At 70.1% G+C, this 13191-nt stretch carries 13 protein-coding genes and 1 pseudogene; 10 read left to right on the forward strand and 4 right to left on the reverse strand.

Annotated elements, in window-relative coordinates:
• Positions 1 to 186: 186 nt before the first annotated feature.
• The 5 genes and pseudogenes from tsaE to OUQ99_RS03985 form a co-directional block, all read left to right on the forward strand.
• Positions 187 to 684, forward strand: a pseudogene (gene tsaE, locus OUQ99_RS03965) (tRNA (adenosine(37)-N6)-threonylcarbamoyltransferase complex ATPase subunit type 1 TsaE); the annotation flags it as partial.
• 135 nt (positions 685 to 819) lie between these two features.
• A complete protein-coding gene (gene tsaB, locus OUQ99_RS03970; RefSeq protein WP_267948065.1) occupies positions 820 to 1497 on the forward strand; it encodes a tRNA (adenosine(37)-N6)-threonylcarbamoyltransferase complex dimerization subunit type 1 TsaB in 678 nt (225 codons plus the stop codon).
• Between the two features lie 59 nt (positions 1498 to 1556).
• On the forward strand, positions 1557 to 1991 hold the full coding sequence (gene rimI, locus OUQ99_RS03975) for a ribosomal protein S18-alanine N-acetyltransferase (RefSeq protein ID WP_267950241.1): 435 nt from the start codon (positions 1557 to 1559) through the stop codon (positions 1989 to 1991).
• The gene (tsaD, locus tag OUQ99_RS03980) at positions 1984 to 3018 is read left to right on the forward strand and encodes a tRNA (adenosine(37)-N6)-threonylcarbamoyltransferase complex transferase subunit TsaD (RefSeq protein WP_267948066.1); all 1035 of its coding nucleotides are present in this window, start codon (positions 1984 to 1986) and stop codon (positions 3016 to 3018) included. Before rimI ends, tsaD begins: the two co-directional genes overlap by 8 nt.
• Positions 3019 to 3305: 287 nt before the next feature.
• Positions 3306 to 4136 carry an SDR family NAD(P)-dependent oxidoreductase gene (locus tag OUQ99_RS03985; RefSeq protein ID WP_267948067.1) on the forward strand — a complete coding sequence of 277 codons (831 nt, stop codon included), beginning with the start codon at positions 3306 to 3308 and terminating at the stop codon, positions 4134 to 4136.
• Between the two features lie 248 nt (positions 4137 to 4384).
• On the opposite strand, the gene OUQ99_RS03990 is transcribed toward OUQ99_RS03985, so the two are convergent.
• The 4 genes from OUQ99_RS03990 to OUQ99_RS04005 all read right to left on the reverse strand — a co-directional run bounded on the left by OUQ99_RS03990 (position 4385) and on the right by OUQ99_RS04005 (position 6697).
• The gene (locus OUQ99_RS03990) at positions 4385 to 4864 is read right to left on the reverse strand and encodes an ATP-binding protein (RefSeq protein ID WP_267948068.1); all 480 of its coding nucleotides are present in this window, start codon (positions 4862 to 4864) and stop codon (positions 4385 to 4387) included.
• Positions 4861 to 5409 (reverse strand): hypothetical protein, encoded by a 549-nt coding sequence (locus OUQ99_RS03995; protein WP_267948069.1) that lies wholly within the window; start codon positions 5407 to 5409, stop codon positions 4861 to 4863. Before OUQ99_RS03995 ends, OUQ99_RS03990 begins: the two co-directional genes overlap by 4 nt.
• A gap of 302 nt (positions 5410 to 5711) precedes the next feature.
• Complete coding sequence (locus OUQ99_RS04000; RefSeq protein ID WP_267948070.1) at positions 5712 to 5894, reverse strand: DUF397 domain-containing protein; 183 nt, start codon at positions 5892 to 5894, stop codon at positions 5712 to 5714.
• On the reverse strand, positions 5891 to 6697 hold the full coding sequence (locus tag OUQ99_RS04005) for a helix-turn-helix domain-containing protein (protein WP_267948071.1): 807 nt from the start codon (positions 6695 to 6697) through the stop codon (positions 5891 to 5893). Before OUQ99_RS04005 ends, OUQ99_RS04000 begins: the two co-directional genes overlap by 4 nt.
• A gap of 189 nt (positions 6698 to 6886) precedes the next feature.
• Here OUQ99_RS04005 and OUQ99_RS04010 point away from each other — a divergent pair, with 189 nt between their 5' ends.
• The 5 genes from OUQ99_RS04010 (at position 6887) to OUQ99_RS04030 (ending at position 13139) form a co-directional block, all read left to right on the forward strand.
• The gene (locus OUQ99_RS04010) at positions 6887 to 7438 is read left to right on the forward strand and encodes an ATP-binding protein (protein ID WP_267948072.1); all 552 of its coding nucleotides are present in this window, start codon (positions 6887 to 6889) and stop codon (positions 7436 to 7438) included.
• Positions 7439 to 7733: 295 nt separating this feature from the next.
• Positions 7734 to 8036 (forward strand): hypothetical protein, encoded by a 303-nt coding sequence (locus tag OUQ99_RS04015; RefSeq protein ID WP_267948073.1) that lies wholly within the window; start codon positions 7734 to 7736, stop codon positions 8034 to 8036.
• Positions 8037 to 8136: 100 nt separating this feature from the next.
• Positions 8137 to 10557 carry a hypothetical protein gene (locus OUQ99_RS04020; protein ID WP_267948074.1) on the forward strand — a complete coding sequence of 807 codons (2421 nt, stop codon included), beginning with the start codon at positions 8137 to 8139 and terminating at the stop codon, positions 10555 to 10557.
• Between the two features lie 150 nt (positions 10558 to 10707).
• Positions 10708 to 11874, forward strand: a complete 1167-nt coding sequence (locus OUQ99_RS04025) for a PQQ-binding-like beta-propeller repeat protein (protein ID WP_267948075.1) — start codon at positions 10708 to 10710, stop codon at positions 11872 to 11874.
• 185 nt (positions 11875 to 12059) lie between these two features.
• Complete coding sequence (locus OUQ99_RS04030) at positions 12060 to 13139, forward strand: PQQ-binding-like beta-propeller repeat protein (protein WP_267948076.1); 1080 nt, start codon at positions 12060 to 12062, stop codon at positions 13137 to 13139.
• The last annotated feature ends 52 nt before the right edge of the window (positions 13140 to 13191 follow it).

The raw sequence follows: 13191 nt of genomic DNA on the forward strand, positions 1-13191 counted from the left end.
AGACGCCCCCCACCCCGCCTAACCTGGGTGAAGAGGTCACTTCCGGCACGCCCCGACGCAGGGGCGCCCCGGCGGTCCCGAACCCGTGCGGGCGGCGCCCGCGGGCCGACACGTCCCCGGCGTGACGCCCCGGCCCGGCGCGCCCGGCCACCGACCGACCACATCCCACGACGAGCAGCGAGCCCGATGACAGACGTGACAGCAACCACCGTGTCCACCGTCCGCGAGGTCACCGCCGCCACGGACGACGCCATGCGCGCCCTGGGCCGCGACCTCGCGGCCCTCACACGCCCCGGCGACCTGCTGATCCTGTCCGGGCCGCTCGGAGCGGGGAAGACCACCCTCACCCAGGGCCTCGGCGCGGGCCTCGGCGTGCGCGGGTCGGTCACCTCCCCGACCTTCGTCATCTCCCGCGTCCACCCGTCCCTGGTGGGCGGCCCCGCCCTCGTGCACGTGGACGCCTACCGGCTCGGCGGGCCGGACGAGATCGACGACATCGACCTCGACATGACCCTGCCCGACTCCGTCACCGTGGTCGAGTGGGGCGAGGGCGTCGCCGAGGAGCTGTCCGAGGACCGGCTGGAGATCCGGATCGAGCGGCACCGCGACGACTCCCGCACCGTGCACCTGCGCGCCGTCGGCCACCGGTGGGCCGGGGTCGAACTGCCCCGCGGGGAGGGCTCCGGTCCGACCCCCGTCCACGACGGGTCCCCCGGAGCCGCGGCTGCCGACGGCGCCGGCTCCGAGGAGGACACCCCGGCCGACGCTCCCATCGACCTGCCCGGCTCCGACGCCGGGCTCGGATAGGCGGAAAAACCCGTGCTGCTCCTGGCCTTCGACACCGCCACCCCGGCGGTCACCGCCGCGATCGGGGAGAGCGCCCCCGACGGGGCGTTCACCCTGCGCGCCGGCGCCTCCTCCGTGGACGCCCGCCGCCACGGCGAACTCCTCAGCCCCACCGTCCAGCGGCTGACCGAGGAGGCCGGGGTCACCCTGGCCGACCTCGACGCCATCGCGGTCGGCATCGGCCCCGGCCCCTACACGGGGCTGCGGGTCGGGCTGGCCACCGCGCACGCCCTGGCCGACGCCCTCGGCGTCCCCTGCCACGGCGTCACCACGCTGGACGCGCTCGCGTTCGCGACCGGGCGCACCGAGCCGTTCCTCGCGATGACCGACGCCCGCCGCAAGGAGGTGTTCTGGGCGCGCTACGACGACCGCCTCACCCGCGTGGGAGAGGTCGGGGTCGCCAGGCCCGCCGAACTGGACACCGGCGGACTCCCTCTGGTCGGCGACGGGGCCCGGATGTACGCGGAGGTCCTCGGCGCGGGCACGGCCGACCCCGCGCCGCTCCACCCGGACGCCGCCGCCATGGCCGAACTGGCCCTGCTGCGCCTGTCCCGGGGCGTCGAGCTCCCCGCGCCCAACCCCCTCTACCTGCGCCGTCCGGACGCGGTCGTGCCCGGAGCCCCGAAGAAGGTGCGCCAGTGGGTGAAGTGAACGACGGCGCCGGCCGGGCCCCGGACGCCGCGGGCCCGCCCGCCGTGCGCCTGCGCGCCATGACCGCCGACGACGTCCCGGCGGTCATCACGCTGGAGCGCGCCCTGTTCCCGCTCGACGCCTGGAGCGAGGACATGCTCCGCGACGAGCTGGCCGAGCCCACCCGCCACTACGTGGTCGCCGAGAGCGGCGACACCGTGGTGGGCTACGCGGGGCTGAGGTCCGTCCCGCCCGAGGGCGACGTGCAGACCATGGCCGTGTCCGAGCAGGTCTGGGGCCGGGGGATCGGGAGCGCGCTGCTCACCGAACTCCTCGACCGGGCCGCCGCCCGCGGCGTCACCCACATGTTCCTGGAGGTCCGCTCGGACAACCCGCGCGCCCAGGACCTGTACAAGAGGTTCGGCTTCGTGCAGATCGGTGTCCGCCGGGGCTACTACAACGGGGCCGACGCGTTCGTCATGCGACGCGTCGCGGAGAAGGGGACCCATGAGTGACCTGCCGCTGATCCTGGGGATCGAGTCGTCCTGCGACGAGACGGGCGTGGCCCTCGTCCGCGGCTGCGAACTGCTCGGCGACTCGGTCGCCTCCAGCGTGGACCAGCACGTCCGCTTCGGCGGGGTCGTGCCCGAGGTGGCCAGCCGCGCGCACCTGGAGGCGATGACCCCGACCGTCCGGCGGGCGCTGGACAGCGCCGGGGCCAAGCTGTCCGACGTGGACGCGATCGCGGTCACCGCGGGCCCCGGCCTGGCCGGAGCCCTGCTCGTGGGCGTGTCCGCCGCCAAGGCCTACTCGATGGCGCTCGGCAAGCCGCTCTACGGCGTCAACCACCTGGTGGGCCACGTGGCCGTGGACCAGCTGGAGCACGGGCCGCTGCCCAAGCCCGCCATCGCCCTGCTCGTCTCCGGCGGCCACACCTCGCTGCTGCTGGTCAACGACCTGGCCACCGACGTGGTGTCCCTCGGGGACACCGTGGACGACGCCGCGGGCGAGGCCTACGACAAGGTCGCGCGGCTCCTCGAACTGCCCTACCCCGGCGGCCCGCCCATCGACAAGGCCGCCCAGAAGGGCAACGCCAAGGCCATGCGGTTCCCGCGCGGCAAGTGGGGCGACGGCACCTACGACTTCTCGTTCTCCGGCCTCAAGACCGCCGTGGCCCGCCACGTCGAGGACGCCGACCGCCAGGGCCTGCCCCTGGTGGTCGCGGACATCGCCGCGGCCTTCCAGGAGTCGGTGGTGGACGTGCTGACCCGCAAGGCCGTGGACGCCTGCGTCGAGCACGGGGTGAGCACCCTGGTCATCAGCGGCGGCGTGGCGGCCAACTCGGCCCTGCGCGCGCTCGCGGAGCAGCGCTGCCGGGACGCCGGGATCGAGCTGCGCGTCCCGCGCCCCCGCCTGTGCACGGACAACGGCGCGATGATCGCCGCCCTGGGCGCGGAGGTGGTGGCCGCCGGGCTGCCGCCGTCGGCGCTCGACCTGGCCACGGACACGTCCCTGCCGGTGGAGTCCCCGCTGGCGACGTAGGCGGCCGGACGCATATCCGATCGCACGTGGGGGCGGGACGCACACGCGTCCCGCCCCCACTTGTTTCTCGGGGATGGCGCCAGGGCCGGGGCGGCGTGTCGCCGTGCCGATCAGGGCGCGGACGTCCGGCGCGGGGGTGACAGCTCTCGATAACGGGTTCGATGCCTTATGGTGTCGCGTGGTGGGCACACGGCGGCCCGGGAGACGGCCCCGCCGACGAACGCCCCGCCGTCCCCGCGCAGACGCCCCGCCCCCGCCGGTACAGCCAGCGAATCAGGAGATCCGCAGTGACCCGTTCCAGCACCGTCCTCATCACCGGCGCCACCGACGGCCTCGGCCTCGGCCTGGCCGAAGACCTGGCGGCCGACGGCGTCGACCTCGTCCTCCACGGGCGCAGCCGGGAGAAACTCGACCGGATCGCGGACCGGATCGGGTCGGGCGGCGCGGCCAGGCCGCGCACGGTGGTCGCGGACATGGCCGACCTCGGCCAGGTCCGCCGCATGGCCGCCGAGATCCGTGCCACGGAGAGCCGCCTCGACGTCCTGGTGAGCAACGCCGGTATCGGGTCCGGGGAGCCGGACGGGCGCGACCGCCGCACCAGCTCCGACGGACACGAGCTGCGCCTCGCCGTCAACTACCTCTCCGGTTTCCTGCTCACGCTCGAACTCCTGCCGCTGCTGCGCGACTCGGCCCCGGCCCGTGTCGTCAACGTCGCCTCCCTCGGCCAGACCCCGCTCGACTTCGACGACCTGATGCTGGAGCGCGACTACACCGGGACCCGGGCGTACCGCCAGAGCAAGCTCGCCCAGATCATGTCCGGCTTCGCGCTGGCCGCGCGGCTGCCCGCCGACGAGGTCACGGTCAACAGCCTGCACCCCGCGACCTTCATGCCGACCAAGATCGTCCGGGACATGACCGACCACAGCGTCGACACCCTGGAGCAGGGGGTGGCCGCCACCCGCCGGCTCGTCACCGACCCGGAGCTGTCCGGGACCACGGGACTCTTCTTCAACGGCACCGAGGAGATGCGCGCCAACGGCCAGGCCTACGACGAGCAGGCCGTCCAGGACCTGTGGAAGGCGAGCCTGGAGCTGACCGGGGCCGATAGCCCCTTCTGAGGGGCTGGCCGGAACCGTTGCGGGTGGGGCGCGTGAGCCCCTGACCTGGATGATCTTGTACTTATAGACGTTCTCGGCGCCGAATCTCGCTATAGGTACAAGATCACGGCGGAGGGGGCGGGGAGGAGGGGCGGGGCCGCGCACCCTTTCGGTCGGGCGGTCGCGGGGCCTCGCACCCTTTCGGTCGCGGGGCAGCTGCCCCGCGACCGGGCCGGGCGGGGGCGCGCTCCCGCCCGGCCCGGAGCACGTCAGTCGTGGGTGAAGACGTAGGGGCGCAGGCCGGACGGGACGGCGTCCGGGTCCGCGTCGAACTCGGCCCACACGCCGGTGCCCAGGTCGCCCCACGGCCCGAGCGGGTGATGGCCCCACCTCCGCGACAGGTTCTCCACCAGCAGCAGGCCCCGCTGCCCCTCGGCCTGGCCCCACTCGTCGTCGCTGCGCCCGGCCGGGATGCGCGGGACGCCGTCACCGCCTCCCGAGTCGCTGACGGAGAGGCGCAGCGTGGCGCGGTCGGGCATGGACAGGGCGCGCAGGACCTCCCCGTGCGCGGTGCCGGAGTCGGTGTACTTGAGGGTGTTCGCGAACAGCTCCGACAGGCACAGCTGGAGGGTCCCGACCAGGTCCGGGTCGAACCCGGCGAGGTCGTGGGCGAGGTGCGCCCGGACCAGGGGGAGTTCGCGGAAGTCGCCGGAGTACATGCGGTGCTCCCAGTGGACGAGGGGCCTCATGCCGCCACGTCCTTGCGGGCCTGCTGGTCGAGCCAGACGCGGGTCAGGCGGGCGAAGGCGCGCCAGTCGTCGGGGTCCTCGCAGGCGGCCAGGGGCGCGCGCGGCGCGGGGACCGCGACCGGGGCCGGGGCCGGGGCGAAGGGGGCCGTGGCGAGCAGGTCCCCGGGCGGAGGAGCGGCCCTGGCGGTCCAGCGGCGCAGGCGCGCGGCGGCCTCCTCCCGGACACGGTCGAGTTCGTGCTCGTGGGCATCGAAGTAGGGCCGGACGGGGGCGAGCTCGTCGGCGGGGAGCCGCTCGGGCGGAGGCGTCAGGCGGGGCGCGGGGAGGAGCGGATTCGAGGACCCGGCGACCGGGACGGCCTGCGGAGGCGAGACGGCCCCGACCGTCGCGGGGGCGGGAGCGGGGACGGGCGCGTAGCGGCGGACGCGGGTGGAGCGGCGGCGACGGCGCGCGGCGGCAGCGGAGTGGCGTCCGCGCGGGGGTGTGAGGAGGGCCGTGAGCGGGCCGAGGGCACGGCTCAGAAGGGCAGCGCTAAACTGGCGCATGCTGGCAATCCTTGTCTGTAAAAGTGTTGAAGTTGCTGGCCACGGCCCCGGGCGGTTGTATCCGTCGCGGGGCCATTTGGCTGTTGAGTTGTGTGTTCGAGGCCAGAGTAGAGGGGGCGGGGTGGGGGTGGGGGCTTTTCGGGGAAGAAAGGCGGGGGAAGTTGGCGGGGGGAATGTTATCCCAGGTGGGGTGGGTGGAAGAGCATTTCTCGCGAAAGTGGCGAATGGGTCTCTTGGGGTGTTGAACGCAGAACGGCCCCCGTTCCCCGGGGGGAGCGGAGGCCGTCGTCGTACGGGGTCGGCTAGCGGTCGCCCTTGACGGTCGCGAGGAACCCGGACCAGACGGGGCTGCCGAAGCTGAGGTGCCCGAGGTCGCGGTTCTGGGTGTCGCGGACCAGGGTGGCGGCCGGGCCCTCGGCGACCTCGACGCAGTTCTGGTGCGAGCCTCCGCTGTAGCTGCTCTTGTGCCACTGGACGTCACTCATGGCGGGAATCCCTCAATCGTCTCTTCGACCAGCCGCAGCGACCGCGCCGGGGACATCGCCGCTGCCTGCAGGCGGTGGAACCTCAGTTTGAACTCTCCCACGGCGTCGGCGTCGTGCACGAACTGGCCCTTGTAGGCCGACTCCGCGTACACGATCTCCCGGTCGGGGGAGGGGTCGAGCACGGTGAACGGGCCGACCAGCCCGGGATGCAGGGGTTCATCCGTGATCTGCAAGGTTATCCGCTCGCTTCCGGCGAGAGCGTGGATGTGCTGGAGCTGCTCGCGCATGATCGGCCCGGAATCGACGGGCTCCATCAGAACCGCCCGGCCGATCACCACCATCATCACGGGGGTCTCCGCACTCTGGAAGCGCTCGCCCCGGGCGATGCGGTCCCGCACGCTCGCCTCGGTCCTGGCCGGCGGCTCCCACGGCGTGACGGCGCGCATGACCGCCGTCGCGTAGCTCGTGGTCTGGAGCAGCGAGGGCACCAGGAACGGGTGGAACTCCAGGATGGAGGCGGCCTTCTTCTCCAGGTCCTCCATCTGGCCCAGCCACGGGATCTTGCCCGCCCTGGACAGGTCGTCCCACAGCCTCGCCAGCTCGTCACCCGTGCCCAGGGCCTCGTCCAGCGTCGCGAGGACGTCCTCGGTCGGAGAGGTCCGGCCGCACTCCAGGTTGGACACCGCCGAACCCTTCACACCCAGGGCCCGGCCCAGCGTCTCCTGGGTCAGTCTGGCGGCGTCGCGACGCTCCTTGAGGATCGCGCCCCACCGCTCGCGGACATCCGTGATCGCCTTCGTCATGCCTGATATTTGCACACAAGAAAGGGACAAAACGGTACTACCGTGATTTCCGTTCACCCGATGGAGTTTCGCAAGAACTCCATCCGCGCGAATGGACTTTCGCGGAAACGCCACGGGAGGAGGCGGAGGACACGGCCCCTCGCCAAGCTGACCAAGGACGGCGAAGCCCAGGTCAAGGGAGTGACGGCGATGAACAGCGGGCACGGGCGCGGCGGGGACCGGTGGCGGGCGGAACTCCCCCGGAGGATCGCGCCCCGCGTTCCGGGCGTCCGCACGGTCAGCTGGGGGCCGCTGCCGGAACAGGTGGCCTCCGCGCGCGCCTGGTGCCGGAACGGGACCAGGCTCGGCCACGACCGCGCCTACCCGCTGATGGCCGTCCTCTCCGAACTCCACACGAACGCCCTGCGCCACAGCGCCTCGGGGCGGCCGTGCGGGCGGGTGCGCATGGAGATGTCGGAGAGCCGGGGCGTGTTCCGGGTCGCCGTGACCGACGACGGCGCCCCCGCGGGCGCGCCGCACAGCGTCCCCGAGGTGGGCGGCGGCTTCGGCCTGCTCCTGGTGGAACGGCTGGCCGCCGACTGGGGGTGGACCGGCGAACCCGGACACCCGCTCACCGTGTGGGCGCTCGTCGACCCGCGGGTTCCCCTTCCGGTGGACGAGGTGGAGGGGGCGGGGCCGCAGGGCACTCCGGGGGTCGGCGGACGAGCCGCCGGGGTTCCGGCCCGGCGCGGAGTCGGCTGACCACGGCCCGAGGACACCCATGGGAGGGGAAGAGGAGACGGAGGGGAGGGCCGTGAGGGCGGCCCTCCCCTTCCGTGCTTGCACGCGACACGGGCCCCCACCATCCCCGTGGCCACTTCCGGCCACACCGTCAACCATGCCTCCGAACAGGGGACCGTCCGCCCGAACCGCCTTCGGGGCTGGATATCTTGGGTTCCGATTATCGACTGAATACGGCTGATGGTTCCGGTTGTGCCGGAACGTCTTCGCAACTCAGAACAGGGAAGTGGGTGAGCCTGTGTCCGGTGGCACTGGTGTGAACGCGGACGACGCCTATGCGGGCGGCTCGGCCTCGGCGGACGCGGCGGGCCGGCTCAGGGACCTGCCGACCGACTTCGACGAGGCGGTCCAGGCGGCCAAGAGCGCGGTGAGCCCCGCGCCGGGCATCACCGGTTGGGGTTCCTTCGGGGAGGACCACGCGCAGCACATGGTCGACGTCAAGGAGCACGCGAGGATCCTCGCGGAGAACATCCAGGACGGTTCCTACGAAGCCGCCGTGACGGACCTCGAAGCGGCGGAGGAGTACCACATCCCGATCAACGGCCCACAGCCCTTCTAGAGGCCCCGCGCCCCCGACCTCCGCTCCCCCTGCCCCCGGGGTTCCTCGGCCCCCCGCACCCCACATCCCTCCCGTACCCCCAGCGTTTTTGGAGTCCCCCTTGTCCGCGCTCAGCTACACCGAATGCGAGATCGACCGAGGCGTCGTCGCGTCGGCCAGAAGCACCTTCGAGGAGTTGCACGCCACGATCAGCGGCCGATCCGGCGAGTACAACACCATCACCCAGCCGGTGGGGTTCGAGTTCACGGACCTGGTCGGGGAGGGTCTGAGGAGCGCCGCCGAGGAGAACCACTCCTCCTGGAGCAGCTCCATGATGGCGTGCACCCACGCCTACGGCGTGCTCGACAAGATCAGCACGGACGTCCAGTGGTACGAGGACAGGATCGAGGAGATCAAGGGAAACCTCTCGACCGCACTGGGCAATGCGAGCGAGCCCGACAACCTCACCATCGTTCAGCAGATCGTCGACTCCCACAACCTGGACGCCGAGCGTGCGTGGCGGGACCTGGAGACCCGCTGCGACGAGTCCGAGGAGCTGCTGCGCGGCGGCCCGACCCCCGAGAACATCCGTGCGCTGGCCGAGGGCGGGCACCTGGGGGAGTACGGCCTCATCGGCTTCTACACCACCAACGACCTGAACTACTTCTACGTCGACGAGAGCCAGGCCGAGACGATCGCGATCCACATCCGGGACGCGGTCCTGCACGGCTACGACGGAAGCATCGAGGCGCTGGAGGACCACCCCGAGTTCCTCGCCCTCATCGGGAACGTGGTCGCGCGGGCGCAGACCGCCCAGCAGAACGGCGATGAGCTCCTGGACGGCGAGATCGAGTTCCTGGAGACGCTCTTCGGGGACCTCGGCGCCGTCGACAGCGACGACCCCGGTTTCCTCGCCTTCATGGACCAGGTGAACTCCAGCGAGCACATCAGCGACTCGCTGCGCGGGGACATCAGCCGCAACCTGGCGAACTCCATGCTCGTGCTCTCCGACGAGAACATCGGCGGCGGCATGGACAGGCTCCCCCAGGACGTCGTCGACGTCATGGACGTGCCGGACTTCCCCGATGTCAACAGCATCAACCACGACTCGGAACTCTCCGGCTTCATGGACGCCTACAGCGACTGGGGGCAGCCCTTCACGACGCTGAGCAACTTCCTCGACAGCGCCGGGCCAGGGATACAGGGCGGAACGGAGTTCTCCACCACGCTGATGGGGACCGTGGCCGCCACGCTCGACGTCCCCTACTTCGCCGCCGGCGAGCCGGGGGACGAGCACTTCCAGAACGTCATCGACGTCGCCTCCCGCAACGACGAGGCGAACTACATCATCCTGACGGGCGAGGACTTCGAGGGCAACGAGTTCCAGCACCACGAGAGCCACGGGGACCTCACCCCGGAGAAGATCCTGGAGACCTTCTACACCCACAACTGGCCGGACGACGGCGCCGCGGTGAGCGGCATCACCGACTGGATCGGCCAGAGCAGGGGCGTGGACGTCGGCGGGGTCACAGACGAGATCCGGGGGACCGCCCTCGCGAGCCTGATGGCGACGATGGAGGACCCCGCATTCCAGGAAGCCATCTTCGCGACCGGACATAACCTCGAAGAAATCGTCGGCGAGGGGGACTCCGAGGAGGAAGTTCTCTGGATGGACGTATCAGCTGGTTACCTGAACGGAGAACTGGCTGACGGGTTCGGGGATATCTTTATTTCCTATATGGATGAATTCTCGGATTCGGATGGGCTTCCGGGAAATAAGGATGTCTCTCATGGTTGGAATGACGAGCTTGATCGCGTTGAACTCTCGGCGGAGAGTCGATTGGCGTTCACTCAGTTCATCATGGGCGATCCGGATGCGGCTGCGCGGGTGTACGGAGAGGTTTCCATGCACACGGCGGAGCGGATGGAAGACTATGCCAACAGTAGTGGCGAGAGGGATCATACGCCCACGGTGCTCGCCGGGAGCCTGCAGGGGCTCGTCGATAATGCGCTCATGAACGAAAGCGCAATTCGTTCGGACGTCCACAATGATGCTGCTGCTTACCATAACAAGGTGACGGGTGCGGCAGTGGATGTCATTGGCGGCCTGGCTGGGGATGGAAATGTTTCCGGTTTCGTTGTGGAGATGGCAAAGTTTGCCGCCAAGGAGTCCCTGTCGATTCCTGAGAATCCGGAGGGGACCAGGGTTCCCGTTATTGAAGACTGGGCTCATGATGAGAAGCTGATGGGGTTTGCCATCTCCGCTGCGGCAAACGCTGATCCCGATCTCATGGACGAGCTAGTGGAGGCGGGAGCGGTTCAGGAGGACGATGGAGGGAGCCGGTACGTTCCTCTAGACCATGCGCAGTGGGAGGGGAAGAATACAGACGGCACATTCCAGACTGTGTTCGACAGCTTGGACGAGCGACCCTGGCTGGACGGTGAGGGGAGTATGGCGAATGCGGTCCACAACTATCTGAGTGCGTTTGACAGGACTGGTGACAAATGGGAGTCGGTTTCTGTGTGGAGACCTGAAAACTGAGTGGATCAAGACATGGCTTGGCTTTATCGACCTGGAAGTTCCGTGCGAATTCGATTCTCTATTTTCTTTCTCCCGGTTTTCCTTGTCGGGTGTTCTTCTCAAGGGCATGAAGTCACGGAATCCGTCGTAGAGCTGGATCACCGGCCGGCCGTGAGCGAGGTCGCGTGGGACTGGACCGCGCCGGACGGCTCACGGTCGGCGGTGTTCCCGGTGCCCGGTGGTGTGGCGGTTCTGCAAGCAGCCGGAGTCGTCGTCCTGTCCGGTGAGACCGGTGAGGAGCTCTGGCAGTACCGGGTCTCCGAGAGGGAGGTTTCGGGAAACGTCTCCGACGACGGCCGCCACGTCGTGCTCCGGTCGGAGGGTGACACCGGGGCGGGCACGGGAGGGACGGAACTGACCGTTCTCGACTCGGGCACCGGCGAGATCGTGCACGAGTTCGACTCCAGCGGCGTCGAGGCTGTCGAACGCGTCGGCTTCGCCCCGCAGATCGGAGAGTCCCTCAGCGGTGTCACGGGCGACATCTGGGCCGTCCAGGACGAGACCGGTGTGACCGCCCACCAGTGGGAGGACGGCGAAATCCTGTGGTCGTCGGCCACGGCAGACCTGGCGCGGTGCACGGACGTCGGCTCCGTCGACGACCTCGCGGTCCTCGACGACGTCGTGGTCGCCGCCTTCACCTGTTACGAGCAGCCAGAAGGTGAGGACCCGGTCGACATGACGGAGGGGCAGGAGTTCGTCTCAGGTCTGGTGGGGCTCGATCCCACCACCGGTGAGGAGCTGTGGCGGTCCGAGGACCAGCTCGGATTGTTCCCGGCAGACTCACACGGCAGGGTCCTGACGGTTCAGGACAGCGGTTTGATCGTCGTCGAATACCCCTACGCAGAGGTCCACCAGCTGGTCGACCCCTCCACCGGTGACGTGACGGATCTCGGGCGGAACGACGTCCTGTGGTCGAGTTCCGACGGCTCCACACTGGGGGTCTGGCACGCCGAGTCCAGGGACTACCGACACGAGGATCGTTCCGGTGAGGCTCTCACGAGCCTCGTGGAGGAGACCGGGGCCGTGCCCGAGCCCACCGTCAGCGGCGGTGGGTTCCTCGGTCTGGAGGACGGAGTCCTGTACCTGGCGGAGGAGGTCGCAGGAGGGGCGGATGCGCCGGTGCTGGCCTACTTCACCGGCTTCCAGGGTGCTTCCGAGATCACGATCGACCGGGACGCGCAGATGACGGAGGTCCACGACGCCGTGTCCGTACCGGGTGCCGTCGCGGTCTCCTACACCGACGACGAAGGACGGAGCGGTGTCATCGGACTGCGTTAGAGGACGGTCGAGGCGCTTGTGCCCTTGGAGCCAGATCTGCCTCAGCGGCCGTGCTCGCGGGCGTTGTCAGTGAGACCTGAGGTGAAGGCGTGACGCAGGTGCGACTGGTGGACCGGTGGGGATATGCGGCTGCCGGGCTTGCTGTGGTTCTGCTCGGAGCGGGGTGTGCGGCTCAGGGTGAGACGGTGGCGGATGCCGAGGTGGCCGACGACGCGCGAGGCGCGTTCACCATGGCCGAGGTCGAGGCGGTGGAGGAGTTCCTGGCGGACGATCCGCGAGGCCCTGCCACGGAGTTGCTGGCCACCGGCTCCGGTGTGCTCGCCCTGCTCGACGACCAGGTCGTCTCCTTCGGGGTGGACCCGGTGGCGGAGGCCTGGCGGCACGAGATCCCCGAGCCTGTGAGCGACGTTTCCGTGGAGAGCACCGGAGAGACCGTACTGGTGAGGTACGGGGCCGACGTGGGGCCCGTGTCCGGCGAGCAGGTCACTGTGCTGGACGCAGAGCGCGGCCGGGTCCTGGAGTCCTACACCGCCCGGGGCGAGGCGGTCCCGGGTGAGGGCCGATTGCTGGGTGATGTATGGGTGACGGCCAGCCCCGGGGGGACACTGACGGCCAGGCGGACCGCTGACGGCGAGGTCGCGTGGGAGCACAGCCTCACCGGTACGTGCTCCGGCGGGGACGCGGAGGACATCGATGTCGCTGTTGCCGGGATCCAGCTGCTGGTGGCCTATGCCTGCGAGGCGGACGGCACGGCGCACGCCGCGATGCTCGACGGCGGTACCGGTGAACCGTTCTGGGAGCAGACCTGGGCGGGAGCCGAGGCGCCCCGGGTGAACGTGGTGCATGAGCACACGGTCCCGGGAGGCCCGGAGGACCCGGTCTTCCGGATGTTCGACGAAGAACTGAGCGGTGAGTTCCTCTTCGTGCACGGGAGCGAGACCAATGGCGTCGAGCCGTTCGTTCCCGAGCCCTGGCGGAGCGCGCCGGGGGTTGGCGAGTACGCTGCCCAACCCCTGGAGGACTTCGAGGCGGCCCCTCGAGAGCTCGTCCTGCACTCGGCCCCGCGGGGAAACATGCATGACTATGTCCTCCTGGGTGCGGTCCGGTGGCTGGTCGAGGAGGACGGCGTTCCCTTCTCCGTGGAGGACATCGACGAGTCTCTGTTGATCGACGGTGAGCTCGTGCAGAACCCCCGTCAGTGGACGGTGGGGGCACCCGGCTATGTCTCGGCTCTGCTGGTCGAGGTCGAGGAGGCTTTCTCGTAGCGGGCCCGTCCCCTCGTGCTGTGCCAAGAAGTGCTCTTCGCGGAGAAAGGAT

Source organism: Streptomonospora nanhaiensis, from assembly GCF_026642255.1.
Taxonomy (GTDB): Bacteria; Actinomycetota; Actinomycetes; order Streptosporangiales; family Streptosporangiaceae; genus Nocardiopsis; species Nocardiopsis tropica.

Coding starts and splice junctions, on each gene's coding strand:
- rimI (WP_267950241.1), top strand. CDS start 1,557: ATGACCGCCGACGACGTCCCGGCGGTCATCACGCTGGAGCGCGCCCTG.
- tsaD (WP_267948066.1), top strand. CDS start 1,984: ATGAGTGACCTGCCGCTGATCCTGGGGATCGAGTCGTCCTGCGACGAG.
- OUQ99_RS03990 (WP_267948068.1), bottom strand. CDS start 4,864: ATGAGGCCCCTCGTCCACTGGGAGCACCGCATGTACTCCGGCGACTTC.
- OUQ99_RS03995 (WP_267948069.1), bottom strand. CDS start 5,409: ATGCGCCAGTTTAGCGCTGCCCTTCTGAGCCGTGCCCTCGGCCCGCTC.
- OUQ99_RS04000 (WP_267948070.1), bottom strand. CDS start 5,894: ATGAGTGACGTCCAGTGGCACAAGAGCAGCTACAGCGGAGGCTCGCAC.
- OUQ99_RS04005 (WP_267948071.1), bottom strand. CDS start 6,697: ATGACGAAGGCGATCACGGATGTCCGCGAGCGGTGGGGCGCGATCCTC.
- OUQ99_RS04010 (WP_267948072.1), top strand. CDS start 6,887: ATGAACAGCGGGCACGGGCGCGGCGGGGACCGGTGGCGGGCGGAACTC.